Origin of the sequence: Mucilaginibacter jinjuensis, assembly GCF_028596025.1 — a bacterium.
Taxonomy (GTDB): Bacteria; Bacteroidota; Bacteroidia; order Sphingobacteriales; family Sphingobacteriaceae; genus Mucilaginibacter; species Mucilaginibacter jinjuensis.
In genome coordinates, this window is record NZ_CP117167.1 from 2,970,079 (window position 1) to 2,995,000 (window position 24,922).

Annotated in this window: 26 protein-coding genes; 17 read left to right on the forward strand and 9 right to left on the reverse strand. The window is 39.9% G+C overall.

The window, feature by feature from the left end; genetic code table 11:
- Positions 1 to 66: 66 nt before the first annotated feature.
- From tal to PQO05_RS13400, 7 genes are read right to left on the reverse strand one after another with little or no spacing between them, the layout of a single operon-like run.
- A complete protein-coding gene (tal, locus tag PQO05_RS13370) occupies positions 67 to 2,307 on the reverse strand; it encodes a transaldolase (protein WP_273633420.1) in 2,241 nt (746 codons plus the stop codon).
- Positions 2,308 to 2,313: 6 nt separating this feature from the next.
- Positions 2,314 to 2,796, reverse strand: coding sequence for a hypothetical protein (locus PQO05_RS13375; protein ID WP_273633421.1), 483 nt, complete (start codon positions 2,794 to 2,796; stop codon positions 2,314 to 2,316).
- A gap of 5 nt (positions 2,797 to 2,801) precedes the next feature.
- On the reverse strand, positions 2,802 to 3,953 hold the full coding sequence (locus PQO05_RS13380) for a zinc-dependent alcohol dehydrogenase (RefSeq protein WP_273633422.1): 1,152 nt from the start codon (positions 3,951 to 3,953) through the stop codon (positions 2,802 to 2,804).
- Positions 3,954 to 3,971: 18 nt separating this feature from the next.
- On the reverse strand, positions 3,972 to 4,145 hold the full coding sequence (locus PQO05_RS13385) for a hypothetical protein (RefSeq protein WP_273633423.1): 174 nt from the start codon (positions 4,143 to 4,145) through the stop codon (positions 3,972 to 3,974).
- A 22-nt stretch (positions 4,146 to 4,167) separates the two neighbouring features.
- Positions 4,168 to 4,434 (reverse strand): hypothetical protein, encoded by a 267-nt coding sequence (locus PQO05_RS13390; protein WP_273633424.1) that lies wholly within the window; start codon positions 4,432 to 4,434, stop codon positions 4,168 to 4,170.
- Positions 4,434 to 5,381, reverse strand: a complete 948-nt coding sequence (locus tag PQO05_RS13395; protein ID WP_273633425.1) for a manganese catalase family protein — start codon at positions 5,379 to 5,381, stop codon at positions 4,434 to 4,436. The genes PQO05_RS13390 and PQO05_RS13395 overlap by 1 nt, the downstream gene beginning before the upstream one ends.
- A 21-nt stretch (positions 5,382 to 5,402) precedes the next feature.
- The gene (locus PQO05_RS13400; protein ID WP_273633426.1) at positions 5,403 to 5,786 is read right to left on the reverse strand and encodes a hypothetical protein; all 384 of its coding nucleotides are present in this window, start codon (positions 5,784 to 5,786) and stop codon (positions 5,403 to 5,405) included.
- Positions 5,787 to 6,209: 423 nt separating this feature from the next.
- On the opposite strand from PQO05_RS13400, the gene PQO05_RS13405 reads away from it, so the two are divergent.
- The 10 genes from PQO05_RS13405 (at position 6,210) to PQO05_RS13450 (ending at position 15,145) form a co-directional block, all read left to right on the forward strand.
- Entirely contained in the window at positions 6,210 to 6,557 is a 348-nt protein-coding gene (locus tag PQO05_RS13405; protein ID WP_273633427.1) for a hypothetical protein, read from the forward strand.
- 84 nt (positions 6,558 to 6,641) lie between these two features.
- A complete protein-coding gene (locus tag PQO05_RS13410) occupies positions 6,642 to 7,016 on the forward strand; it encodes a response regulator (RefSeq protein ID WP_273633428.1) in 375 nt (124 codons plus the stop codon).
- A gap of 569 nt (positions 7,017 to 7,585) precedes the next feature.
- Complete coding sequence (locus tag PQO05_RS13415; protein WP_273633429.1) at positions 7,586 to 7,795, forward strand: hypothetical protein; 210 nt, start codon at positions 7,586 to 7,588, stop codon at positions 7,793 to 7,795.
- Positions 7,796 to 8,047: 252 nt separating this feature from the next.
- On the forward strand, positions 8,048 to 8,701 hold the full coding sequence (locus tag PQO05_RS13420) for a DUF4136 domain-containing protein (protein WP_273633430.1): 654 nt from the start codon (positions 8,048 to 8,050) through the stop codon (positions 8,699 to 8,701).
- Between the two features lie 303 nt (positions 8,702 to 9,004).
- Positions 9,005 to 10,222, forward strand: coding sequence for a helix-turn-helix domain-containing protein (locus PQO05_RS13425; protein WP_273633431.1), 1,218 nt, complete (start codon positions 9,005 to 9,007; stop codon positions 10,220 to 10,222).
- Between the two features lie 465 nt (positions 10,223 to 10,687).
- Complete coding sequence (locus PQO05_RS13430; RefSeq protein ID WP_273633432.1) at positions 10,688 to 11,440, forward strand: DUF2490 domain-containing protein; 753 nt, start codon at positions 10,688 to 10,690, stop codon at positions 11,438 to 11,440.
- Between the two features lie 148 nt (positions 11,441 to 11,588).
- Positions 11,589 to 12,065: a hypothetical protein gene (locus PQO05_RS13435; RefSeq protein WP_273633433.1), complete on the forward strand. Its 477-nt coding sequence runs from the start codon at positions 11,589 to 11,591 to the stop codon at positions 12,063 to 12,065.
- 500 nt (positions 12,066 to 12,565) lie between these two features.
- Positions 12,566 to 13,282 (forward strand): hypothetical protein, encoded by a 717-nt coding sequence (locus PQO05_RS13440; RefSeq protein WP_273633434.1) that lies wholly within the window; start codon positions 12,566 to 12,568, stop codon positions 13,280 to 13,282.
- Between the two features lie 11 nt (positions 13,283 to 13,293).
- A complete protein-coding gene (locus tag PQO05_RS13445) occupies positions 13,294 to 14,535 on the forward strand; it encodes a glycerophosphodiester phosphodiesterase (RefSeq protein ID WP_273633435.1) in 1,242 nt (413 codons plus the stop codon).
- Positions 14,536 to 14,560: 25 nt separating this feature from the next.
- Complete coding sequence (locus PQO05_RS13450; protein WP_273633436.1) at positions 14,561 to 15,145, forward strand: outer membrane beta-barrel protein; 585 nt, start codon at positions 14,561 to 14,563, stop codon at positions 15,143 to 15,145.
- Here PQO05_RS13450 and PQO05_RS13455 read toward each other — a convergent pair.
- The gene (locus PQO05_RS13455) at positions 15,142 to 16,071 is read right to left on the reverse strand and encodes a metallophosphoesterase family protein (RefSeq protein ID WP_337943167.1); all 930 of its coding nucleotides are present in this window, start codon (positions 16,069 to 16,071) and stop codon (positions 15,142 to 15,144) included. The two genes, PQO05_RS13450 and PQO05_RS13455, sit on opposite strands and share 4 nt — an antisense overlap.
- A 250-nt stretch (positions 16,072 to 16,321) precedes the next feature.
- Between PQO05_RS13455 and PQO05_RS13460 the strand changes: the two genes are divergently transcribed.
- The 7 genes from PQO05_RS13460 (at position 16,322) to PQO05_RS13490 (ending at position 23,030) form a co-directional block, all read left to right on the forward strand.
- Positions 16,322 to 17,293 (forward strand): transporter, encoded by a 972-nt coding sequence (locus PQO05_RS13460; RefSeq protein ID WP_273633437.1) that lies wholly within the window; start codon positions 16,322 to 16,324, stop codon positions 17,291 to 17,293.
- Between the two features lie 36 nt (positions 17,294 to 17,329).
- Positions 17,330 to 19,315, forward strand: a complete 1,986-nt coding sequence (locus PQO05_RS13465) for an alkyl/aryl-sulfatase (RefSeq protein WP_273633438.1) — start codon at positions 17,330 to 17,332, stop codon at positions 19,313 to 19,315.
- A 129-nt stretch (positions 19,316 to 19,444) separates the two neighbouring features.
- A complete protein-coding gene (locus tag PQO05_RS13470; protein WP_273633439.1) occupies positions 19,445 to 20,191 on the forward strand; it encodes a DUF6515 family protein in 747 nt (248 codons plus the stop codon).
- A gap of 197 nt (positions 20,192 to 20,388) precedes the next feature.
- Positions 20,389 to 20,826, forward strand: a complete 438-nt coding sequence (locus PQO05_RS13475) for a phosphate-starvation-inducible PsiE family protein (protein ID WP_273633440.1) — start codon at positions 20,389 to 20,391, stop codon at positions 20,824 to 20,826.
- 8 nt (positions 20,827 to 20,834) lie between these two features.
- Positions 20,835 to 21,650 (forward strand): hypothetical protein, encoded by an 816-nt coding sequence (locus PQO05_RS13480; protein WP_273633441.1) that lies wholly within the window; start codon positions 20,835 to 20,837, stop codon positions 21,648 to 21,650.
- Positions 21,651 to 21,712: 62 nt separating this feature from the next.
- Positions 21,713 to 22,450, forward strand: a complete 738-nt coding sequence (locus PQO05_RS13485) for a YoaK family protein (RefSeq protein ID WP_273633442.1) — start codon at positions 21,713 to 21,715, stop codon at positions 22,448 to 22,450.
- Between the two features lie 76 nt (positions 22,451 to 22,526).
- Entirely contained in the window at positions 22,527 to 23,030 is a 504-nt protein-coding gene (locus PQO05_RS13490; RefSeq protein WP_273633443.1) for a DUF4251 domain-containing protein, read from the forward strand.
- Between the two features lie 147 nt (positions 23,031 to 23,177).
- On the opposite strand, the gene PQO05_RS13495 is transcribed toward PQO05_RS13490, so the two are convergent.
- Positions 23,178 to 24,479 carry a DUF3943 domain-containing protein gene (locus tag PQO05_RS13495; RefSeq protein WP_273633444.1) on the reverse strand — a complete coding sequence of 434 codons (1,302 nt, stop codon included), beginning with the start codon at positions 24,477 to 24,479 and terminating at the stop codon, positions 23,178 to 23,180.
- Between the last annotated feature and the right edge of the window lie 443 nt (positions 24,480 to 24,922).

Below are 24,922 nucleotides of genomic sequence, written 5' to 3' on the forward strand. Positions count from 1 at the left end.
AAGCCGCTTATTACTAAGCGGCTTTTTCTGAATTACAATTAACTTATATTACCTCAAACTCTTTGTTTAATCTTTTGCCGGTTCTGTGCTGGCAGCATAATTGGAGCGTGTTTCTGCAATTTCTGTTAGTTTAGCATCAGCTGTTTTTTCCTCATCTAGTGTTAGTACAAACAATTCCGCAATATCATAATAACCCAGTGTTTTGGCCAGGGCAATCATGCCGCCATAAGATGCAATCTCGTAATGTTCAGCTTTTTGGCCGGCGAAGATCAGGCCTACATCGCGTTGTGCTGTTCCCTCTTCGGTTGCGCTGATTATCTCATCACCCTCATCCAAGATACCCGACATTGCTTCACATTTGCGGGTATCAGTCTCAAGGCCTAATATGGCAAATGCTTGTTCTAAACGTTGCACATGTATCTCTGTTTCTTTTAAGTGCATTGTAAAAGCATTTCTCAACTCGATAGAAGTTGTTGCGTCGGCCATGTCCGGAAGTGTTTCAACCAATTCACGTTCGGCCCAAAGCAGGTCTTTTAATTCATTGATAAAAAATTCGGTAAGTTTAGAATAACCGCTGCCTGCGTTCTTTTCCTCCTGCCATTCTTCCTCTTGTTCTACGTTTTCCGGTTCTGGTGCATAAGCGTTCTGGCCCTGGTATTCGCTTACGGCTTCTTCACTTGTTTCATCAGTTTCATCCTCTTCGGTATCATCATCTTCAATAGCCTCCATTTCATCGCGCATCGCTTTAATCAGGTCATGGCCTTCTATAACACCCATTTGCTGAATTTGCAATACCTGAACCAATTCCGGGCTCAATTCATTTTCCGGGCTTAAAGCATCAAGATAAGCTGCCTTGATCGCGTCTTCGCCGCGTTCGCATTCGTTAAGAATGGCTTCCGCATCATGGCCGGTAAACGCGGCTTTAATATCCAGCCAGGTTCTGTGCAAGAGCCCGGAAGTACTGCTGCCTTCAACTACCTCGCCACCATACTGCTGCATAATATCGCTTAGCTCCACTACGTATTGCTGGCTTTCACTGGCAAGTTTACTAAATACAGCATCTACGCCGTTGTATTGTTCTTCCAGGTCCTGCGAAGCTTTATTAAAGCCTTCAACCCTGTCGTTGTTAATGCGGATCAAATCATTGATCGTTTCCATTGCTTGTTGAGAAATTTCCATAGGTATTTGTTTATTTGTCTGGGATGTATTTATTTTTTCTGTTATAGCTGCTAATAACTTTTGATAAGGCGCTTCGAACTTATGAATGCCTTCTATCTCCAACTGCAAAGCAATTGCGGTCATATTTATCCCGGCGGTGGCCAAGGCTTCCAATAAATAAATGGCTTGTTCTGGGCCAGCCTCCAGGCGGGCTGCTGCATTACCATGGTCGCGGAAAGCTTCAATGGTAGCCAGAGGTGCAGTGTTTACTGTGTTAGGGCCTATTAGTTCTTCTATGTAGCGCGTGTCGCGATAAGCGGGATTTTTATTGCCTGTACTGGCCCAAAGTAAACGTTGGGGTTTGGCGCCTGCATCAGCCAGTTTTTGCCAGCGATCACCACTGAAAATGCGGCGATACAAAGCATAAGCCGCTTTAGCTGCGGCAATTGCAGCTTCGCCTTTTAATTCGTTCTGTCCTTTATCGCTCAGCAGAGGGTCAACCAATAGATCTATCCTGCTCAGGAAAAAACTGGCAACCGAGGCAATCTTGCTAATATCTTGTCCAGACGCCAGGCGATCTTCCAGCCCTTCTATATAGGCATTAGCCACGGCTTCATATCGTTCGAGCCCAAATGGTAAGGTTACATTGATATTAATACCTTCACTAATTGCTGTGCGTATTGCAGGCAAGCAGGGTAAAGTGCCGGGTATTTTAATCATTACATTTTGGCGTGCTACTTGTTGCCATAGCTCACGCGCTTGTTTAATTGTTTCGGCCTCATTGAGTGCCAATAGGGGCGATACCTCCAGGCTCACATAACCATCAGCACCACTAACTTCTTCATTATACACAGGCAGGAACAAATCAGCCGCTTGTTGAATATCCGTGATGGCCAATTGGAAAAAAATATATTCGGGGTCTGTGTTGGTTTTAGACAGTTCAAGAATGCCTGCATCATAATCAGCACTTGAACTAATAGCCTGCTCAAAAATTGCAGGATTAGAGGTAACACCCCTGATGCCATCTTCATCAATTAATTGTTGAAGCTTGCCCGAACGCATAATCTCGCGGTCTATAAAATCCAGCCAGATGCTTTGCTTAAAATCGGTATGGATCTGTTTGACCCGGTTTGTTTCGTGTGGTTCCATATCAGATTATTTTTTTTTACGCGTTAATGTGAATATTACAGTTCCAACTACGGCTATGGTAGCTGCTTTTTTAAGTATGCCGATTTTGTTATGTTTCCATTCCATTGCCAGCCCACGTTCTTTAATCATATCAGGAAACTCACCTGCTTTAATATCTTCAACAAGGCCTTCAAACACATTAATGCGATCGGCCAGAATTAACGGTATCCAGTGGCGGTAACGGTCTTCGCTATGCTGAAAAGCGTACCTGCGGATCATGCCGCTTAAACCGGATGGTGGCACAGAGGTGCCGAATACGCGGGTGATAGCAGGCCGCTCAATTGACATTAGTATTTCTACGTCTTCCGGCTGCTGGACCGAACGCTCGTAATTGATGCGGTTATGATCGTCTCCCGTATAATTTTTCATCGGGTAGGTAGGTTCATTTTCCGCGTCAGCGTCCATACCCCAGCCCGGTATATTTTTATAATCTTCGTTATTTTCTTCCATGATGTTTAGTGTTTGGCCGATGGGATCAGCACGGTTTTAATACAGTTGTCCAGTTTAGAAGAGAAAAGACGATAGGCGTCAGATACCTCTTCTAATGGGATGCGGTGTGTAATAAGCCCTTTAGGATTAAGCCTGCCCGACATGACATGGTCAATAAGTTTAGGCAGCAGTCGTTTAACCGAAGCCTGGTTAGCACGTATTGTTAACCCTTTATTTACGATATTTCCGAATGGAACCAAGTTAAATGGAGGGCCATAAACACCAACCACCGAAACGATACCTCCTTTTTTTACCGAATTGACCGCCCATTGCAAGGCAGTAGCCGCTCCAGCCTGCATTAAGGCGACTCTTCCGCTAAAAGTTTGTAGTGTATTGCCTTCGGCCTCACAGCCTACACAGTCAATGCAAACATCAGCTCCGTACGAGTCCGTTGTTTTTTTGAGAAACACAACGGGGTCAGCCATATCTTTAAAATTATAAGCTTCGCATTTGGCATAGTTCTTCGCAAATTCAAGACGATAGTCGATATGGTCAATAATAATTACCCTGGAAGGCCCGAAGAACCAGGCGCATCGTGCTGCCATAATACCAATAGGCCCCGCGCCAAATATCACTACGGTATCGCCTTGTTTAATACCGCCCATCTCTGCAGCCTGATAACCGGTTGGCACAACATCCGTTAGTAACACCGCATCATCAGGGTCCATTTCTGCTGGAATAACCGTAGGGCCAACATCAGCATACGGAACGCGCACATATTCTGCCTGGCCACCGTCGAAGCCGCCGGCTGTATGCGAATAGCCGAAAATGCCACCTACGGCTGTAGCCATCGAATTTGATTCATGGCAGTTACCAAATAATCCCTGTTTGCAGAAATTACATTTACCGCAAGCTATGTTGAATGGTACCAGTACCTGGTCGCCAACCTTAAGTTTTTGTACCAGTGGGCCAACTTCTTCAACAACGCCGGTAAACTCATGGCCGAAGGTTGAGCCGACACGAGTGTCGGGTACCATGCCATGATATAAATGCAGGTCGGACCCGCATATACAGGTTCGGGTGACCCGGATGATGGCATCCTCGGGATGCAAAATCTCCGGCATCGGTTTTTCTACTGTCCGTACGCGGTATGGCCCGCGATAATTCATGGCTAACATATTTAATTGTTTTTGCGGTTATGATTTTTTAGTTCGGAAAAATGAAATGATCCAAATTATAAGCAGGATAACAACGATTACAGCGATAATACCTGCCGCTGCACCTGCTTTAAAAATGCCGGTTACAACCGAGCAACTGCTCATTGAAGCCAGCAGCAATAGAATGGTTGCTGTATATATGTACTTTTTCATAAGCCTTGGTACATTTTTAATATTATTTTGATTTAGGACTCATGTGGCCTGTAGGATCTGCGTTGCCTTTGGCTGAGTTTGATTTGGCAGGCAGGTTAGCCGAATCCCTGCGGTCTTTAGTAATAGTAGCCGTATCCCGTATGGCCGGTCCGCCGCTTTTATTGACACTTGTTGTATCCTGGCTATTGCCAATCTGTTTTTGACTGGCATTTGAATCACAAGCACTAAAGGACAGTATAAATAACAGGAGCAAAATGCTCCCGTTATTAATTGTTTTTACAGGTTTCATTAGGCTTTAGTAGTAGTTTTACTGTAAATGCTCCACTGCGCAACACCTTCCGGTTCCGCATTTTTTACTTCAGCACTTTTTACTTCACTCATTTTCTTGTTTAGATTTTCGCTGGCTTTTAGTTCCTTGCTAAAATTATCAGGTAACTTGGTTTGGCCTTCTGTTTCCTGTACTTGTTGTAAAGGATTCTCAACATAGATAAATTCTTTACCCATGCCTTTAATCTCACCTTCGTTCCATGGGCCGCGAACAGTTCCGTCAGACAGGTTGTAAACATTTTGCAGAAAACGTGGATCAGCGGCTAACACACCCGGAGGGAAATTGGGCTGGATGCTATCTAACGCTGCTTCAAACATTTTATAGTGGGTTACTTCCCTCGTCATTAAAAATGATAAAGTCTCATGGATGTATGGGTCATCCGTAAATTTCATCAGGTGTTCGTAAACCAGTTTTGCTCTCGATTCTGAAGCAAGGTTACTGCGCAGATCCACAGTCAGGTCGCCGTTAGAGTGAATGTAAGATGCACACCATGGCACACCCTGGCTATTTCTTGGTGTAGGCCCGCCACCAGTGATGATTGGGAATTGTGGGTTGGCTGATAACGCTGCATGGATAATACTTTCTTTGGCAGCTTTGCCCTCCATTACCTGCATAATTTCGCTTTGGTCGGCAGCATCTTTCAGTTCCCCGTTAACACCTTTTAAGAGCATCTGTATAGTTGCGCCTACAATTTCCAGGTGACTGAATTCTTCTGTGGCAATATCCATCAGCATATCGTATTTATCAGGGTGCGGCACCTTAGCACCAAAAGCCTGTGTAAAATACTGCATAGCTGCGGCAAGTTCGCCGTTTTCGCCGCCGAATTGCTCTAATAATAAATTGGCAAAGCGTGGATCAGGGCGTGATACACGGGCGTTAAATTGTAATGATTTGACGTGATGAAACATAATGTTGTTTTTAACTGGTATTTATATTTTGATGTGTTTTTTGCGTTTTTGAGCACCGATCAAAGAAAGGCTGCCGACTACCAGACCGGTAATGCCCATGGCGATAAAAGTATTTCTTGCGCGTTTGTCAGAGCGGATAGCGGGCAAGCAGGCTGCCACCAGTGCTAATGCGCCCGAGGCAATGTCTAATACAGCATGTACCCTGTAGGGTATTAATTTTACTACACCCCATTTGGCTTTTGTGCATAAACTGTAGCTTAATGCAGAAAAGGCAAATACGCCGCAGGTAAGTCGGGCAGGTTTATTTGCACTAAATCCTGCCAGCAAAGGCGCTGCAAAAACCAGTGGTGCATAGGTGTAATCTGCATAAACGTGGTGCTTCTTTTTAATCCCTTTAATTTTCATGTAGGCGCTTTGTATTGTGGACACAATTACAATGCCTTTTATTTCTAATTAAATAAATTAAATACAAATTAATTTAAAACAAATAAGGAATATTGGGGTAGCCTACAAGAAAGTGGAACTTAAATGACGCATTTCAACCTTCGACCCGTACTTGAGTTGGCTTTATGTTTGATATTATATATTGAAAAAAAATTAATTAAAACAAAATATTATCGACCAGGTTATTGGTACACATTTTTATAATTAGCGCTATCCGAAGCGTTCACGGAGTAATTAAAGTTGTTAAACAATTAATTTTTTTACAATGAATGCAACATCACCCTGGCTATTAAATGTTAATACCAAACTTAATGATCCTGGCCTTCAGCCTATTATTGAACAGACCGCATTGGGTTATTCTTTTAAAGTTTTCACTAACAACAAATGAAACCATTATACTTTACTATAGACAACGGATTGCAACTTATGGTAATCCCAGATACGCAGGCGCACCTGGACGGGCATACTATTATTACACGTACTTATAGCGTATTTCGTGATATAGGAGCGGGCAACCCGCTTATATCACGTAGTAAAGAAAGTACGCTGCATTTGGAAAGGATTAATGATCCGGAATATTATGGATTCATCACCTTTGAACTGCCGGGTTCTATATTTACTTATACCGCAGATGGCCAACTGGAGCTTACTTCTGAGGAAACTACTGAACTGATTGAACACTTGAGCGATATTCGCGATAACCCATCATTGTGGAACCAACCTGATAGATAAGTATATGAATAGAGCTGCAATCAGATGTTGACACCACAGTGTCAACATCTGATCTTAAAATACTTACATTGCAAAAAAAGCAGCGTGAAGAAGAGAGTATTGATTATTGAAAACGATAACGATATCAGATTTATCGTGGAGTATATTTTGAATGAACGAGGTTTTGAGACGCTAAGTATTCCTGAACCCTTGGATCTTTTAGAAATAATTCCTTTTCGGCCGGATGTGATTTTGTTGGACGAATTTATTAATAGCCGCCCAGGCCACCGTTTATGCCGCAAAATTAAACAGGTTAACGGCTTAAAAAATGTACCTATAATTATTATCTCTACGGCCCAGGATATTGAACTGATTGCGGCCGAATGTGAAGCCAACGATCATATCAGAAAACCATTTGATGTGGATGATATGGTAGCTACGGTGTTGCGTATTGTTAATCATCAGTCGCTGGCTTATTAGAGAAGTGGGTTAAAATAAACGTTAGACTTTACAATTACCATGATATTGTCGCCAATTTCCTCAAATCATCCATAAAATGGTTCGAGAAGCACCCGGTTGGGCGCCCCAAGGTTCTTGCCCTTTCTTTTTTCTCTTGTAATAGGCTGTTAATCTAATACTAAAGTCCGCAACTTCATTGACGCGAGCGGTTCGATCTATCAATTTTTCAAGCGTGAATTTTCCGGGGTACATCGAACCAATCAATTCCCGGTTCGGTTTTTCATCTTCCAGGCTAACAAATCCATTAATAGACGATCATGCCATAATTGCCCGCTTTAAGTCATCTTCAATATCCCAAAAGCACTTCGTTTTTAAATGAGACGTGCGATATTTTAAAATGCAACCTCAAATTTTATTCCTTAGCCATTTTAAGCCAAAATATAAAATAAGTTTGCATACAACCCCTATAATTTAATACTGAACAAACTGATTAAAATCAAAAATATGAATGTTGATTTATCGGACTGTTATTCCATTGGGAAACTTAATTGAATTGGTAAACAAGACTGTTTTAAATTAAATATCGGAAAATGGCATCAAAGAAAAAACTTGATCTTTTGCTGATTCGGTTTAAAAAATACTGGAAACTACTATATTTTGCATTTCCTACAAAGGAAAAATTTCAAAGTGAGGTTTCTGACAGGGATAGTGAAAGGCCTGAAAACAAAAACCAGAAACAACCAAATAGTCAAATTAAAAACTATGCCATGAGAGTTATATATAAACGTAAGGCCGATTAATCTTTATAGTATCTAACCTCCGTCTACCTCGCTAAAGAAAATCCATTTTCTTTTCATTAGATCTTATTAATCCCTGTTTCTATAATTTATCTTTTTTTAATCGCTGGGTCTCATTTTGCAATTTGAGACACAATTGAGCGTGACAGCATGTAATACTTCGTAAAATCAGCCTTTTATTTGGGTTAAATAAATTTTTTAAACAGCACGATCTGTACAAATTAGATTAATCATACAAACAATAAAATTAAAATCATGAAAAAGTTTAGAAAAGCAAATTGGATACTTCTCGCAATTGTATTCGCAACTTCTTGTGGCACCACCACTTCTATAACGGGTTCTTATAAAGCTCCGGATGTGACGCAGGTATCGTATAAGAAAATCTTTATTTCGGTGCTTACTGAAAGTGCTACCATTAAAAATTCTGTAGAAGGCCACATTTCTGACTACCTTGGGAGTAAAGGTTACCAATCAGTAAAAAGTTCGGACGTTTTTCTTCCAAGTTTTCACTCCAGTGGCGAGGATAAAGATAACAACGTTGTTTTAAGTAAAATACGCGGAACAAATAGCGACGCAATATTAACTATTGCCCTTGTTAAAAAAGAAACCGAAACCAGGTATGTACCCGGTAGTGGTGCTTATTATCCATATCGTGTAGGTTATTATGGTTCATTTGGGGCTTATTACCGATATGGCTATGGTACATTCTACACCCCGGGATATTACAGCAATGACAAAGTGTATTATCTTGAAACTAATCTATATGATGCGGCTTCAGAAAAGTTAATATGGTCAGCACAATCTGAAACATATAATCCTTCTTCTTTAGATAGCTTTTTGGCAGGTTATGAAAAAGCCATTATTAAGCAAATTGAGAAAGATCACCTTATTGCGCCAGCATCGAAATAACACAAATAAGTACAGCGTAGAATTAGAATTCTACGCTGTACTTATTTCATTCAACGAAAACTTAAGGGCAATTGTCTAACGTGTATTTATATATCGGGAAGCCCTAAACCTAAACTAAGTATCGAATCTGTTTCGCGTGTACAAAGCCTGGCCATATTGATTAATTTTGGAAATTTAATTAGAACGATTAAATATAAAACAGCAAAAAAATAATTGTTTTTTTAGATATGTTAAAAAAACCAAAGTCTTTTTGTTCTCGTAAATATTTACGTATGCATTAAATCAACCCTAAAATTTACACATATGGACGCTAAACTTTTACCATTTTTTTTCTTCTCTACTGCACTGGTTGGATTTTGGTCGTCTATCATATTGATTTCATCAAAAAGACTTTTATCTCAGAATTTTTATTTAGCGCTATGTATATCCAGTTTGTCATTTTGCGCGGTTTATAATTTCTTGTATTTATACGGGGCGATTGCCGATTTTCCATTTTTGTTCATAATGGCTAAATCGATCATATATCTGATCGCACCTTGTTCTTATTTATATATTCGAAATACTTTACATCCAGAAAATCCCTATCGGCTGACTGATGTATTGAATTTTATGCCATTTGTTGCGGTTTTGTTTATTTTGGCTAATGCAAGCTTACGTAGCCCTGTAACTATTCAAAAAGCATTGTCGGATAGCTCTATTACTTGGTTTGTTGATGTTAGCCATTCCAGCTTATATTACATTTTCTCTATAGCAAAAATATTGTTGTGGCTCTTTTATGCCTGTATGCAAACGTTAATGATCATAAAGTTTGAAGGTAAAAGATCGATAGGTAATCTAACTTTTAATCATCGTCTAATTAATTGGGTTAAGATTTTTAACATTACCGTAATCATTCTGTTTACGTCTTTATTAGTGCAGTTTATTGCTAATGTTTCATATATCAGCCTTGAATTTGTGAGCGATATTAATATGTCTCTTGTGTTATTATTTGTCGTGATAATTTTGAGCGCTCGGCCGCATGTTCTCTATAGTTTGGAACCAGTTTCGTCAGGCTCAGAAAAATTAAACATAGAAACAATTTTACCCGAAGAGCACAGAGAGATAATAACAACTTCAGCAACCACACAAGATGTTTATGAACAGGATGTAAAACAATTATTTAGTTCTGAAAAGAAAGCAAGGTATTTAAATATGCTAAACGAATACCTCCTTAATTCAAGACCTTTCCTAAATAAAGGGCTTACTGTAAAAAAGCTTGCAGAGCTAAGCGGCATTCCTGCTCATCACTTATCTAATTTGATTAGTATTGAATATAGCATGCCTTTTCAGGATTATATTAATGTGCAACGCATAGAATATCTTAAAACTCATATTGGTAATTCTGATTGGGAACATTTAACCTTAGAGGGAATTTGTTGGGAGGTCGGTTTTACATCAAGAAGTACCTTCTTCAGGGCGTTCGTAAAACATACCGGTGTTTCGCCTTCCGATTATTTCGAGTCGTTAAAAAACGCAGTCTAATCCAACTAAATCTATATAAGCTTTTCGGAGCCGATATCTTAAAGAGCCATACTCTATCAGCATTCCTGCATTCTTTTTGGTTTTAAATTTTAACCAAAACAACTATCTATTATTAGTTTCACCCCTTTCAAAAGTCGGCTATTGCATTAATTTCTCAATAATTCAGGCTGATCCTTGAATTGCATATTTTCGTTTATTGTTAAAGGAAAATACGTTCCATTTTTTTAAATGATAAGCCATTATCATTTTAAATTATCTCGTTTGTTACGTTGATTACAGTCTGATAAAATAATTTAAATGGTCGGAGTTCGATAAATAGTCCGAAAAAGGTCGGCAATATTGCGTCTCAAATTGCGATATGCGCCCCAATACTAATCTAATGCTCCATTGGCATTTGTAATATTAATGTTCTTTGCGTAGGCAATAGCAAAATCTGATTATAAAAAGCTAAGCCAGCACGTTGAAATGCCCCTGAAAATTATTGCAAGATTTATCGACGGTTTGAAATTTGTAAGGCCGATAATTTATACGCTGGTACTGCTGAGTATATCTTTTCATGCTTCTGCACAAAGTTCAACGTTTCAACTATGGACGGATTTTACTCAGAATTTGAGGTTAAATAAAGGATATACGTTAGATAATGAAATTTCTTATCGAACAATCTTTGGAAATGACACAAAATGGAGAAGCTTGAATCTGACCCCTAAAATTACAAAATCGCTTGGCGACCACTGGGATATAATGTTTTATATGGGGTTCATTGCTACGCGACAAGAAGCAGATTATAATACAAGAGAATTGAGGCCTGGGATTGGTGCCAAATATTACCTTAAACCTACTCAGCGTTTAACACTTGGCCTTTTGACAAGGCTGGAATCACGGGAAGAATATACTACGGAGGTAAGCACATGGAAAGAAAGCATGCGGTCGAGGTTTAGACTGGAGCAAAATTATCTGTTTAATCGAAAATCTATGGCAGATAACCATGTATGGTACGGGTTGGCTGATCAGGAGTTTTATTTGACCCTTGGTAAATCGGTACAAGAAAAGTACTCAAATCAAGTAATGATAAGGGTGGGAGTAGGGTATAAGCCCAATAATCACTGGCGCTATGAGGCGGTTAACGCATATCAGTTTTCAAGGAATACCATCGATGGGGAATTTGGCTATGCAAATAATCAAATCTTACGATTACGCTGCAGATACTACTTCAATTAATATAATGCTATTAACACGAAGAAAATAATATAAAGCAGGATAGGAGTACCTGCTTTTACTCTTGATATCATTTACCAGCAAAGTCTTTACAACCAATTTATAGCCATCAATAAAAAAATAATAAATAAACAAACAACAAATTAAAATTATGAAACGTATCATTTTAACACTGGTTCTTGCCGGATTTACTTTCGGTGCCTTTGCGCAGGTAAGCAAAGAGGATGTGGCTATCACCCAGGCCTATTTTAAAAAGGACAAAAAGGCTTTGGTGCACGATGTCCTAAAATTGAGCGATGCTCAAGGCCACGCATTTTGGCCGGTTTATGAGGCCTATGAAGCAAAGCGAGTGGCGATCAGCAATAAACGTATCGCCATTATTAACGACTATCTGAAGGGGTATCACACGCTTACAGGTCAGGAAGCCACTGCACTTACAGGACGTTTGTTTGCAAATGATAAAGCGCTGCTGGATTTACAGAAATCATTTTTTAACAAATTTGTAACTGCTGTAGGTGGCTTAAATGCAGCTAAATTTTATCAATTGGAATATTATGTACAAAGCGTAGTTAGAATGCGTGTGCAGGATACGATTCCATATATCGGCGAAACAGACGCTCATCAATAAGTCTTCATTTACCAACGCACTTATTTAATAGGAGTTAGGTATTCCATCTCCTGCTTTTCTTACCCAAACTAATGAAAAGTAGGAGGTTTGTTGAACGATAAGACAGTTTTCGAATGGCTATGTTATTCGTTCGGTAAAACCGAGAAAAAAGCGCAATCATACTATGATTGCGCTTTTTCATTCAAGTGAATTACACGTCCTGATACCATATTATGCCACCCTCCGCCTTAAATGTGTTGATGGCCAAATTCAATCCCGATCACATCCATTGATCATCCACAACAGTTTATCAATCTTAATTTGACCGTTTATAACGCCTTTCTCAGGGATTATGGATGCAAATTGCAAGATGCAACACATCGCGGCTATTTTGATTCGCATGTCAACAAAGAAGACATGATCTTGCTGTAAATATAATCGCTGAAAATTATTGTAAAACCGATAACTCGTAGTTTATGAAAGCTTTGTTAAATATCATACGATTAGGGGTTATTTTAATCATGCCCTTTTTTATAGAAACAGGACAAAGCTACGCCCAGGCTATTTCTTCAATTTCTAAGGCGGATTCTGTAAATGATAACTTTGACATTAAAAAATACAGTTTCATTTTACCTCAGCCTTTACCAAAAGGCAAGTACTCTCAGCAGATTGGGATACAGTATGTAGTTGTACCAAAGGATTGGACCACCGAACAGATTACTGCCCCAATGTTCAGTTATACCGGAAAGTATACACTGCCTTATGGGTTTAATTTACAGGCAAGTTTGGCCACGCTATTTGTTTCAAACCGGCTTAATTTTGGGCCATTTTGGAATTATTCATCAGGCAATCTATATTTTGGAGCGGGTTATCAGGTAGCCTATAACCTCGGGTGGTTAAAACAATTCGGCTTTAATACAACGCTTAATATCTGGGAGCAGCAGCCTTCACTTACAGTTGGTTATAGTTTTAAAACAATGGCAGTTGTGTTAAGAGGGGATATGTATCTTACCAGTTCGCTCAAAGAAACACAGGCTGGCCATACCATTTCTTACCCTTCTTTTTTAAATGGGTATAGTGTAACCGGCACCATTGAACAACGGTTATGGAAAAACCATCTGATGTCATTTGGATTTAAGTTTAACTATCTGAAATATCACATCATAGCCTGGCCGGCATTCCCGGTTAACAAATACCGCTATTCAGTTCCTGAGTTTGATTTAGGTCTTAGTTTTTAATGATCGTCAATATGAAATATCAATTTATATACTTGTTCCTGATGCTTCCGGTATTCTTTTCCTGTAATAAGAATCAGCTCACTGTGCCTCCTGTAAATTCCAACGACAATCTGGCAAATACACAAACAATTGCGGCAACTGTGATGAAGAATATGGAAGGGGTGTATTCCTTAAGTAATGGAAGCATTGGCTTGGGTACTGAATTTGTATGTAAAGTATCTAAAACTAAAGTATCTTTCTTTAGTAACCAAAGTGGTTTGTTCTTTATTTTGAGCTATGGGCTAAACAACTCAGATGGCTCTATTCAATTCTCAGGATTCTGGCGAAACGCAGCAAACGCAGATCAGGGTACGATTAATTTCTCCGTGGCTACAGCGGATGGCGCATTAGACTTAATTAAGAATGGTATAGCAACCAATATTCAATTAAAAGGCAATTTCAATTCTCCCGCACAGCCCATCAGCATAAAATATAAACGCCCTTTTTCCCAGTACGTATTAACTCATGAATTCTCAATTTTAGCACACGGAGGTATTCCGGTTAAGACTAATCCACCATTTGCAACGAATTCATTAAGTGGCGTTTCGCATGCTGAAGATTATGGAGCTAACGGTATTGAAATTGATATCCAGCTCACCAAAGATAATGTGCCCATTTGTATGCACGATCCGTCATTTGATAACAGGCTCACGCAAAAAGGCCCCTTGTACGGTAAATTCAGCGACTTTAACTTTGACTTCCTGCAGCAATATGTAAGTCTGGTTGACGGGCAGAAAATCCCGTCATTAGCGCAAGCGCTCCGAACGTTTGTAGATTCTACAACGATGAAATATGTTTGGATGGATGTGAAGGGTGATCCGGACATATTTAAGTATATGGAACCCGTTGTGCGGGATGCTTATGCCCATGCCCGTGCGGTAAACCGGGACGTAACTATATTTGCCGGCCTGCCATCTGAGGATGTAATGGCAGAATATCAAAAACAGCCAACTTATGGAGCCAGTTTTCCATGTATGTGCGAGTTGAGTCTCCAGGACGCTATTGATAACCATTGTCAATTCTTTGCCCCACGGTATACATTGGGTTTGTTACTGGATGATGTTAACAAAGGGCATACCCTCGGCATAAAATCGTTGACCTGGACTTTAAGTGATAACACCACTATACTAAGCTATTTGCAGAACGGGAAATTTGATGGATTTCTCTCCGACAACACCCCTTATGTGGTCTATGATTATTATGCACTCTATTAAGATTTGGATTATCAATAAGGTAACTATGAATGTAAAACAAATAATTTGGGTGATGGTGTTAATTGTTTGCACGGTAAATGCCGTAGGCCAGACACCGGACTATAGTAAACCGAAGAAGAGCAATTTTGCTGTTTATGCAGGCTTAGGGCCTAATTATTACTTTAACAACCTCGAAATAGGGAAGGGTTATATCAATAAATTTAACTATTCATGGACAGGCCGGGTGATGTGGGAGCCAGGGCATTTATTAAGCCTGGGCATCGAAACAGGTTATTACCGGTTGTACACCTTCAATACTCCGCAGCCTAACCCGGTTCATATTGCAAACACTGCTATTCCAATCCAGATTGTATTGTCTATGAAGTTCCTGCAAAATTTTTATGTGAATTTCGCCATGGGGCAGGCTGTATTGCTGAATAAGATCCATACAGAAAATTCGGGCGATATTAACGCTTCCAGTTTTTCTGTGGCCGATTTTTCAGGCACGGTTGGCTACCGGCACCGATTGAGCAGCAGATTTTCTATTGGTACAGAAGCTAAATATTATTATTCAAGTGGTTACGTAGATAGGAATATTGCCCTGTTGTTTGTTGGCGGATACAGGTTCTAATTTTTTGATAGATAAAATCTTAACCCATCGTCAAAACCTGAAAAATCACTTTTCAATTCACGGGATATAATCTGCAATGAATCGTGATCTCGTTGTATTTCAAGGTAATGGAACATCGGTTTATATTTGGGCGATAGATCGGGTGTTAAATCTTCTTTGAGTAATGGCTGATGCGGCCCACCGCCACCACCTATCACCAGAAAATATTTGCCTTGTACCTTAAACCGTTCAAAATTGTGCGAATGGCCTGATAGGAACAGCGCACACTTTTTCGATTTAATAAATGCAGGAACGAATTTTTGCTGCACATTTAAAGATGGGCCGACCACTGTGCTGTTTGAAAAGGGGGAGTGATGACAGCTTACGATTATAAATTTTATAGCCGGATCTGCATCAAGGTCATTTATTGTTTTTGCGTACCAAACATCCTGCACGTTTAGTTCAGATCTGGTCATTTCACTAAAGTTAGAATTTAGTAATATAACTGCGATAGAGTCGATTACCTTGGTGTAACCTGTAGGGCTATGCGCAGGAAATCTCGATTGAAATTCTTGTTTCCCTTTTTTTGCATTCAGCAGTAATTCGTGATTGCCCAACACTGCATAAACAGGGATGGCCTCGTGGTCATACCACTTCAAATACCGATCTATATTTTTCCATGTGGGCTCACTATACCCCAGCGACACTACATCACCCAGTAGGAATAAAGCAGATGGATGGGCGGTAAGTATATCCTTAAAAATCATTTCGGTCGCTTTTTTATTGTGATTGGTTTCTCGTATAACTTTCTCAAAAAACAATGGGGCTTGGGTATCGCTTGCAAATGCAATAACATGCGTTTGCTGAGCCACCGCCGAAATCGAAATACAGCAAATGCTAATCAAAAGCAATAAACAGGCGAACGTATTTTTACCTCTCATTTTCATGGATAATAGTAACGGTTAAATGTAAACCGGCATCGTTGATCTTTTTGCCAATTGCGGTCTCAAATTGCAATATGCAACGCATGCGCCAATTCTAATTAGAAATGTTTATAGACATTTATCCTGTTTTACATTGTATTTGGAGGGACTGAAAGTTCCTAATAAACCAGGCACATAGTAAATTTTTACAAGATAGATTGGGCAATAAATAAAACGACTTGGACAATCTCTTTTAACATTTAAATACATAAGCATGAAAAAAACCTTACTAGTCTTATTAACCATGGTGTGCGCTGCTTCTACAATGCCAAGCTTTGCTCAGCAAGCCACGGAAGCAAAAATCTATCAAAATTATCCGGTAGGGTTGCAAATGTTGCAAGCGGGATATGGAATGCAAAATACAAATTCAACTGTTGACGGCGCTGTTACCATACCAAACAAAGATGTAAAAATCGATGTCTCGCTTTATTACCTACGTTACGCTACCTTTTTTAATTTTTTCAATAAAACTGCAGGTGTACAACTTGTAGTGCCTTACGCCAGTATTGATGCGAAGATTCTTGGAGTAAATAGAAAAAACTCAGGTTTTAGCGATATGATGGTGGTACTTGGATCAAATATTATAGGCGGCCAGCCATTATCTTTTGCTAAATTCCTTCAAACACCCAAAGAAACCATCTTTGCATGGTCTCTGGCCGTAACAGCACCTACAGGAAGTTATTCGACCAATAAGTTGCTAAACCCGGGGGGTAACAGGTGGCAGTTTAAACCCGAACTGGCATTTAGCAAGCCAATTAAAAAATTTGATATAGAAGTTTATGCAGCAGCGAAGTTTTTTACCACCAATAGTGAAACGCCTTCATTAATCGCATTAAAACCGGGTTCGTCGCTTAAGCAAAATGCATTTTATAGCGCTACTTTTCATGGTATCTATAACCTGAATACTAAATTCTGGATTTCATTTGACGCTGCGAGCAGGTTTGGTGGCGAAACAACACAAAATGACATTGCTGAGAATAATGCGCAGTCTTTGCTCGGTTTAGGCGGTTCCGCCACTTATTCTCCCGGTATTCATCACCAGATCGGATTTAGTTATATGGGCCGCGCCGCAGGTGATTCTGATGCACCAAACGGGCACATGTTTGCCCTTAAATATTCTTTTTTATTTGGCGCAAAGATGGATCAAACAATCCGTGCCATGAAAGCAAAGGCTCAACAACAATAAACTAACAACAAATTTTACAAACAAAAAATATAATCGATGAAATCAACTACAAAAATGCTCATTTGCTTTATTGCAATTGCAGGTTTCGAGGGTGGACAAGAAATAAAGGCGCAAACAGCCCCGGTAAATAATGTGCCAACCAAATTTACTGTGCAGGCGAACGAGGCCTTATTATCTTATTTACCATTTTCAGACTCTACTGATTTTAAAAATGCCATGAAGGGTTTTATAGCCACTATCCCTGGCGGAGAAATTAAGGATGATAAAGGTAATGTTAATTATAGCATGAAATCTTTTGATTTTTTAAAGGCTCCTGCACCAAATACGGTAAATCCAAGTTTGTGGCGTCAAAGCAGATTAAATGCCATTAACGGATTATTTAAAGTTGCTGATAATATTTACCAGATCAGAGGGTTTGATTTGGCCAATATGACCTTGATTAAAGGTAAAACCGGCTGGATAGTTATTGATCCTTTAACGGTTAAGGAAACGGTAATTGCGGGTATGAAACTGGTAAAACAGCATTTGGGGAATTTTCCTGTTAAAGCGGTTATCCTAACCCATAGTCACGGCGACCACTTTGGCGGTATGCGTGGCGTTGTTAATGAGCAAGATATAAAGAGCGGGAAAATTAGGGTGTACGCACCAGTCGGCTTTTTTGAACATTCGATTAGCGAGAACGTAATGGGCGGTAATACCATGAGCCGCAGGGCATCATATATGTATGGAAATCTTATTCCAAAAGGAGCGACAGGTAGTTTGGGATCTGGTCTTGGGACAACAACCGCCAAAGGAAATACCGGCATACTGGATGCGTCGGATATCATTTCAAAAGAGGGCGGAGAATCAAGAATCATTGATGGTGTGAAAGTCGATTTTTTCTACACACCTGAAGCAGAAGCCCCGGCTGAAATGATGTTTTATTTTCCGGAAATGAAAGCATTTTGCCAGTCTGAAGAAATTGCCCATACCCTACACAATTTATATACTTTAAGAGGTGCCCAGGTACGCAACGGACAAAAATGGAGCCTTTATATCGACAGGGCAATTCAAAGATATGGTAAAGATGTTCAAGTTTCTTTTGGTTCACACCACTGGCCAACATGGGGTAATTCGGCCATCAATAAATTTTGGGCAAACCAGCGCGATCTGTACCGATTTATCCATGATCAAACGCTGAGGTTAGCTAATGAAGGCTATACGCCGAACGAAATTGCTGAAATGATCAAACTCCCTGAATCATTGGACAAAGAATTTTATGACCGCGGGTATTACGGATCGGTTAGCCATGATGTTAAAGGTCAGTATCAACTCTACTTTGGTTGGTTTGACGGCAATCCATCTAACCTAAATCCATTACCACCAACTGAGGCGGGTGCTAAATATGTTGAAATGATGGGCGGCGCAGATGAAGTACTAACCAAAGCAAAAAAATATTATGAAAAAGGAGAATACCGTTGGGTGGCAGAAGTTTTAAAGCATTTGGTGTATTCAGATCCTAAAAACCAGGCGGCCAGAAATTTACTGGCGGATGCTTACCAACAATTAGGGTATATCGCTGAATCCGGACCATGGAGAAATTTTTATCTGACTGGGGCAAATGAGTTAAGAAATGGCCTTAAAACAACCAATAATATGGGGTCAGCTAACCCGGATGTACTCAATGCGATGTCTTCTGAACTATTGTTTAACTATATCGCTATGCGGTACAAAGGAACTGAGGAAAATACCAGTAAATCAAATTTCAATATCAACCTTACTGACAGGAACGAAAAGATAGGCCTTATTGTAGGTAATGGTGTTGTTAATCCGAGAATTGGTAGCCTGATTACAAAGGATGTCACTGCAACGATAACGATGAGCAGGAAGGATTTAATAATCTTAACTAGCGGCGAAGATGTAAAGGTTGATGATTACATCAAAAATGGAAAGATTAAAATTGCCGGTGATGCCGATGCATTCAAAAAATTCCTGGCCAATATTGACAACTTTAATTTCTGGTTTAACATCATCGAACCCTAAAAACAAATCATACTCGTAAAGAGAGGATACAGGTAGTTTATATAATTATATAACATAGCAATTTAAATAATGAAACTCAACAGAAACAAAATCACACAGGGTATTCTATGTGCCGTAGTGTGCTTGACAATGCTTTTTTCATTCGATCATGCCAAGGCACAAAATGGCAACAATAGAGGAAGCCGAACAACTAAGGAGGTAAGGAAAACAACCTCAAGATCCGGAAACAAAAATTCGGGTAACAAGGTAAAAGTTGATAACAGTAAAAAGAATGTCAACATTAATATTGATAACAGCAAGAAAGTAAATATTAACAATAGCCACAACCGGAATAACACGGTTGTAAGAAGAAACAATATTCATACTTATCACCGTGCGCCATACCATTATGGAGGAAGAAGATATTATAGTTACCACCCATATCATTTCCATCCATACCATCCGTTCGTTTGGGGGCCACACTGGCACCCATGGGGCTTCTTTATCGCAACACTTACAAGAACTGCGATATTAATTAGTATCCACAATACGCATTACCATTATGACGAGGGCGTTTGGTACCAGCCAAATAATGGTGGTTATGTTGTTGTTGCGGCACCTGTTGGTGCTACTGTAACTGTTATCCCAACCGGTGCGGAAACAGTGGTTGTAAGTAGTGTAACAAATTATTATTATGGAGGCACTTACTATGTGAAGAGCGGCAGCAAATACGTTGTAGTTGCCCCGCCTGCAGGCGCAGTTGTGAAGAATTTACCTGCGGGAGGCGAAGAAGTTACGATGGGCTCTCAGAAGTATGTTAAAATTGGCGATACCTTATACCAGCCAATTGAAAATAACGCTTACGAAGTGGCGCAGGTAGAAGAAGGGGACAAATAAGCTTAGGAATTAGATGGCTTGTAATTTTGTGGATTTACTTATCAAGTTTGATCACCCAAAATACAGGCCATCTAAGCCTTATGCACAGGGTTTAATTTAACAAAATCTTCCCGAGACGATCTGTGAATAATAGAGTTACCGGAAGCGAATGAAAAACCTTTTACCATAAAAAAATGATTTTAAAAATTACCGAAAAAGTGGAACGAATAATAATCATCGTATTACTCTTTTCCTTATTGCTGGTTATACTTTACACCACATTTGTGTTTTTGGGCTTGTTGTTTTCCGGCATCATATCCGGTATAGAAAACTCATTCTCAAAAAATCACATTCTAACTCAATTACACCGGGTATTTGGGGGATTTCTTTCTGTGTTAATCGGAATTGAACTTTTGCATACTATTAAAATGTATTTGAGAGAAGATGTGGTGCATGTAGAAATAGTAATCCTGGTAGCTCTTATCGGTGTTTCGCGCCATGTTATTGATCTGGATGTAGAGCACATAGAGCCACTTAATATCGCATGTGTAAGCTCTATCATTATAGCCCTCTCTACCAGCTACTATTTAATAAAAAATGGCATGAGGTTTAAAAGAAATAGCATCGCCGAGAAGCTGGAAGAAAAATCTAACTGATTTTATTTATGCATCTAAATAAGCTTAAAGTTGCTTTTATCTCATCGATCCTATTGGGTCTCGGATTAACCGTTCAAGCTCAGGACTCGACAAAACAGGATATGGCAGAGCTGGCGAAAAAAGTAGCCAACCCTATCTCTAACCTGATTAATATACCTATCCGGAATAATAGTGATTTTGGCGTTGGCGCTTTGGATGGCAGCCGGAATACGGTGAACATTCAACCGGTCGTACCTTTTAGTCTTGGAACAAATCTTACCTTGTTGACCCGAACCATTATACCAATTATCACGCAGTCAAACATCACCGGCGTAGGGCAAACTCAAACCGGATTAGCAGATATATCAATTACCGGCTTTTTTAGTCCTGTGAAGACTAAGAACGGTGTCATTTGGGGATTCGGGCCAGCACTTACAATACCCGTTGCAACCAACGATTTCTTTGCAACTAAGAAACTGACTATTGGCCCCTCCGCAATAATTTTAAGGCAAATCAATGGCTTCACCTACGGCTCGCTATTAACTCAGAGCTGGAGTGTGGCAGGCAGCAACACCAGACAAAGCATAAGCCAAATGTTCGTACAACCATTTTTCAGCTATAACTGGAAAAGCGGGGCAAGTTGCGGAGGGAACCTCGAATGGACGCAGAATTGGAAAAATAATCAAACCATAGTTGCATTTACACCAACAGTTGGAGGTGTAACAAGATTAGGTAAACTGCCCGTGGCGTTAAGTGTCGGGCCCAGGTTTAACATTGCTGCACCTTCGGAAATTAAGTCGGATTTTGGTGTCAGGGCCAGTTTAGCATTCCTATTTCCAAAATAGCCTGGTTGTTTCTGGTCAATCAATAGTTGGTCAACAAGTAGTTTTAAATAATAAGTACTGTTATGCTAAGGCAATCAAAAGACGATAGATCGCTTCAGGAAAACTTGATGCTTGCATCATCCACGGCATTTGTGTCTGGGATTATCAATGTGGCTGGGATGATTGCCTTTTTGGCGTTTACTTCTAACATCACAGGTCATGTAGCTAACTTGGCTAATCATATTGTAGAACAGAACTTAAGGGAAGTGGTTGTTTTTTTGATTTGGCTGCTTATGTTTTTTATGGGGGCATTTGCATCAAACTTTATTATCCGCTCGCTGGAGCACAAGAGCCTTTACAGGGCACATGCTACGCCCGTAATGATAGAAATTGTTATTCTCGTACTTGTTGCTATTTATGGTAATAACTTTTATAAAGAAACACGAACAGAGCGTGAATTGGTAATCGCAGCACTGTTGTTTGCCATCGGGTTACAGAATAGTTTGGTATCTATCATATCAGGAGGTTTAATAAAAACCTCGCATCTCACCGGCTTATTTACAGACCTGGGCGGAGAACTCTCCAAATGGCTGCACCCTAAAACCGGCAAGAGTGAAATCATTAAAAATAAGATCTACATACGTGTTACTATTTTAACATTTTACTTTATAGGCGGTGTGGCGGGCGGCTATTTTTTTGACCGTTTTAACTTTGCAATATTTTATTTTATACCGCTTATCCTCATTGCCGTCTTATACTATGACCTATCAACAATAGCCCTGCACAAAATGTCCAGAATATTTTGGCGGGCGGGAAATTAATCCCGTTCATTATTAGCTAACCAATATATGCACAGAAACTAAAACTAACTAAGCTATAATCCTTAAAATGTATAAAATGAAAAACTTAAAATTCTTTTTATTGGCTGCAGGTATTGTGATATCTGCCTTTAGCTTTGCCCAAACTAAAGAAGAAAAAAAACAAGCCAAGCAAGCGGCTGTCAAACAACTGGTGGAGTCGCAACATTATACTTTTGTGGCGCAGTATGCTAATCCCATAGGTGGCAGCCGTCGTTATTTAAATTCTGACTACGATTTGAAGGTGAGAAAGGATTCGGTGATTGCTTACCTCCCATACTTTGGCCGCGCTCATTTTGATGCGGGTTACGGCAGTTCCAATGATAGTGGTATAAAATTTACATCAACCAAATTTACCTACACTGCAACTGCCAGTAAAAAAGGTGGCTGGGACGTAGTGATCAAGCCTTCGGATGTTAAGTATGTTACGGCCATTAATATGTCCATTTCTGCCGATGGCTACATTAATACGCGATTTACCATTACAAATAAAAGTGCCATATCTTTTGATGGAGTGTTGAAGGAAAGGGAAGCGAAAAAGTAAATGTTCGCTATAAAACTTTAGGCTCATCACATGACATAACAGTCATTGCAATGATGAAATCTCGGCATCTGCAGTGCAGGAAAGTAAATTTCTTAAATAAATAACAATTGGCTGTCTTGCGCTGCAGATACTTTTATAACGTGATAATTAAATTTTATATCCCAGTGAGATTCTGACATAAGGATATTTATTATTCGTATCAGGATAGTTTTTGTAATAACCGTGTAAGAGTAAATACCCCCCTTCGGCGCCAAATGAGAGCTGTTTAACAATTCTGTATCGGGCTTCTCCGGCTAACTCGTGTAAAAAATGAGTAGATTCATTGCCATTTAAGGTTGCAAACCATCCGCCCCTATAATTGCCCAAAATAGCGAACCTGTTGTGTATTGTTACTCCGGCTTGCCCCAACAAACTGAACCCTGGGCCATAATCATAATCACAGCCCTCGCCATAATGTAAATATGCATCTGGCACAGCGGCCAATATTACCGCACCTGCACCAAACCTGGTGTTAAACTTAACGTCTTTGTTCTCATTGAAATATCTGGAATACAGGCTAAAGGTTACGGATTGTGCCCCGTATTCAAATGCGGCATTATGGTAAAAATCATAATTAGCGGTTAGGGACATAATTTGATCTTCGCGGTTATTAGATTTAATCTCCCAGGAAGAGAGCAGCCCGTTTACACTTACATTATTTAATTTTGCGGTATCATCGGCACCCAGTTCTACCTTAATATCAAAATTATTGAATGGTTTTTTTGAAGCCGTGTACGGGTCTCCATAAAACAGCCTCAACCGGGCATACCAACCCGTCTTGCCTTTCGTAAACAGATTGCCACTGCGCTCATTGATTTGCCTGGCGCCTAAATCAATTTCGCCTATAGTTGACACGGTGTCGAGATCAGTGCCCGGTATAGTCGATACCTTCCCCCACTTGCCGTCCAACAGCCGGTTTAACCCATTCATCGGATCAATTAAAAATGCGGCTATTTCACTTGCCTGCCTTTTTGCACCCCGCTGTCTTTTGTTAATAATGCGGTTTGATATCCGGTAGGTCATCTCTCCCAAAATTATACCACCAACACTTGTATTAATTAGGTCATTAGGCGCCGGTGGATGCGTTTCGCCTGCTATTTCCCACATCAGGCTTCCGGCAACAGTTGCCGATGCCGACTGCCAGAAAGAATAGCCATTAGACCTGAAGGCGTTGAAATATAAATTTCCGTGATAAGGATGAGCTATTTGATTCGTCGTAAAATTATTGTCGTCCCACTCCCAACTGCTAGGTTTCAAATTATGACCAATACTGGCAAAGGTTATGTGGGCAAATTCAGCGTCCCGAACATAATAATTGTAAGACCATGGTATGATCTGCGCCAGCGTCCATTCGCCCGATGCTCGCCAAAAGTGTTTCTTAACAATTGCAGTATCCCCAGCCCGCTTCAAAAGAGCGGTATCCCTAATAGGTCTATTTAGTGATATGTATTTAAAAGTTCCTGATTTAGTTATGGTGGAGGCATAAAGGTTCCCATGAAACACACCAAGGCATACTAAGAGAAACATGCAGTAAAGCGACCGTTTTAACACAATTTTATTTTCAGCAATCATTATTTAAAATTTATTGAAAATCTACTACAATGTTATCATACAGACGGTGGATTACGGCTTCACTAAGAGCTGACAAAGGCGCATATTGCAATTTGACACCAAATTTTATTCGAGTAGATTCTATAACTTATTTGGCCTGCTCTGCCACGAAAATATTGCAGAGGATTTTTGCCTTATTCAGTCAATTTGTTTTGCGGCGTGACCAGAGATTCAATAACAGTGATGGCATAATTAGTGAAGACGGGAGAGGAATGCAATTGATTTTGTTGCGCTTTGTAATT

Coding starts and splice junctions, on each gene's coding strand:
- PQO05_RS13430 (WP_273633432.1), top strand. CDS start 10,688: ATGCCCCTGAAAATTATTGCAAGATTTATCGACGGTTTGAAATTTGTA.
- PQO05_RS13415 (WP_273633429.1), top strand. CDS start 7,586: ATGGCATCAAAGAAAAAACTTGATCTTTTGCTGATTCGGTTTAAAAAA.
- PQO05_RS13445 (WP_273633435.1), top strand. CDS start 13,294: ATGAAATATCAATTTATATACTTGTTCCTGATGCTTCCGGTATTCTTT.
- PQO05_RS13480 (WP_273633441.1), top strand. CDS start 20,835: ATGCATCTAAATAAGCTTAAAGTTGCTTTTATCTCATCGATCCTATTG.
- tal (WP_273633420.1), bottom strand. CDS start 2,307: ATGGAACCACACGAAACAAACCGGGTCAAACAGATCCATACCGATTTT.
- PQO05_RS13395 (WP_273633425.1), bottom strand. CDS start 5,381: ATGTTTCATCACGTCAAATCATTACAATTTAACGCCCGTGTATCACGC.
- PQO05_RS13465 (WP_273633438.1), top strand. CDS start 17,330: ATGAAATCAACTACAAAAATGCTCATTTGCTTTATTGCAATTGCAGGT.
- PQO05_RS13420 (WP_273633430.1), top strand. CDS start 8,048: ATGAAAAAGTTTAGAAAAGCAAATTGGATACTTCTCGCAATTGTATTC.
- PQO05_RS13385 (WP_273633423.1), bottom strand. CDS start 4,145: ATGAAAAAGTACATATATACAGCAACCATTCTATTGCTGCTGGCTTCA.
- PQO05_RS13390 (WP_273633424.1), bottom strand. CDS start 4,434: ATGAAACCTGTAAAAACAATTAATAACGGGAGCATTTTGCTCCTGTTA.
- PQO05_RS13450 (WP_273633436.1), top strand. CDS start 14,561: ATGAATGTAAAACAAATAATTTGGGTGATGGTGTTAATTGTTTGCACG.
- PQO05_RS13375 (WP_273633421.1), bottom strand. CDS start 2,796: ATGGAAGAAAATAACGAAGATTATAAAAATATACCGGGCTGGGGTATG.
- PQO05_RS13485 (WP_273633442.1), top strand. CDS start 21,713: ATGCTAAGGCAATCAAAAGACGATAGATCGCTTCAGGAAAACTTGATG.
- PQO05_RS13435 (WP_273633433.1), top strand. CDS start 11,589: ATGAAACGTATCATTTTAACACTGGTTCTTGCCGGATTTACTTTCGGT.
- PQO05_RS13470 (WP_273633439.1), top strand. CDS start 19,445: ATGCTTTTTTCATTCGATCATGCCAAGGCACAAAATGGCAACAATAGA.
- PQO05_RS13440 (WP_273633434.1), top strand. CDS start 12,566: ATGCCCTTTTTTATAGAAACAGGACAAAGCTACGCCCAGGCTATTTCT.
- PQO05_RS13455 (WP_337943167.1), bottom strand. CDS start 16,071: ATGAAAATGAGAGGTAAAAATACGTTCGCCTGTTTATTGCTTTTGATT.
- PQO05_RS13425 (WP_273633431.1), top strand. CDS start 9,005: ATGGACGCTAAACTTTTACCATTTTTTTTCTTCTCTACTGCACTGGTT.
- PQO05_RS13460 (WP_273633437.1), top strand. CDS start 16,322: ATGAAAAAAACCTTACTAGTCTTATTAACCATGGTGTGCGCTGCTTCT.
- PQO05_RS13405 (WP_273633427.1), top strand. CDS start 6,210: ATGAAACCATTATACTTTACTATAGACAACGGATTGCAACTTATGGTA.
- PQO05_RS13380 (WP_273633422.1), bottom strand. CDS start 3,953: ATGTTAGCCATGAATTATCGCGGGCCATACCGCGTACGGACAGTAGAA.
- PQO05_RS13400 (WP_273633426.1), bottom strand. CDS start 5,786: ATGAAAATTAAAGGGATTAAAAAGAAGCACCACGTTTATGCAGATTAC.
- PQO05_RS13490 (WP_273633443.1), top strand. CDS start 22,527: ATGAAAAACTTAAAATTCTTTTTATTGGCTGCAGGTATTGTGATATCT.